This window comes from Streptomyces dysideae (assembly GCF_001514305.1).
In the GTDB taxonomy this organism is placed as follows: Bacteria; Actinomycetota; Actinomycetes; order Streptomycetales; family Streptomycetaceae; genus Streptomyces; species Streptomyces dysideae.
In genome coordinates this window covers 3,851-4,543 of sequence record NZ_KQ949166.1, presented here as the reverse complement: position 1 = coordinate 4,543, position 693 = coordinate 3,851, and the positions used below count along the sequence as shown (strand labels likewise).

General features: G+C 69.1%; 1 pseudogene. It reads right to left on the bottom strand.

Annotated elements, in window-relative coordinates:
• Window positions 1–156: 156 nt before the first annotated feature.
• Window positions 157–693: pseudogene (locus tag AQJ91_RS48110) on the bottom strand (hypothetical protein); the annotation flags it as partial.

The following is a 693-nucleotide window of genomic DNA, read 5'->3' as shown; positions in this document are numbered from 1 at the left end:
GGCCACCCGGTCGATCTCCTGCGGCGACAGGTCCTCGATATGAGTGAGAAACTGCAGGACCCGCCGGCTGTTGGGCCCGAAGACGACACTCATGGTGCTCTCCTCACGTGTCTGTCGCTCTACGGCGCCGGACCGCTCGTCCGTCCGGCGCCCGGCCTACTGCCCCTGGCCCTTCTGCCCCTTCTTTTCGGTCGCGTTGACGCCTGCCTTGGCCTCGCTGCCGCTCTTGGCACCGACGAGCTTGAAGGCCACACCTGCCTCATCCGCCTTGGTGATCTGGTAGGAGCCCACGGCCTCCGCCGCGCCCTCGCCGTCGACCTGGAACGTCGTGATCTTCTTCGCGCCGCCGTCCCGGCCGCCCGCGTAGAGGGTCACCGTCTCGTTCGCGGCGAAGCCTTCGACGTAGAAGCTCACCCCCGTGCCGACCTTGCCCGAGTACGTGCTCGGCTCGGCGCTCGGCGTGTACGGCATCACCTGGAAGCTGGCGCGGACCACCGCCCGGGTCCGGTCACCGATCGCGGCGACGCTCTGCTCGCCCTCCAGGCCGAACGGCACCTCGAAGGACACGGACCCGACGTTGCCGTTCGCGTCGGCGCTGGAGGTGAGGGCCGGGGTGCCGCTGGCGCTGTTGATGTAGAACAGGACGCGCTCGTCGGGGGCGAACCCGCCAGCCGACAGGTTGATCCGCTTTCC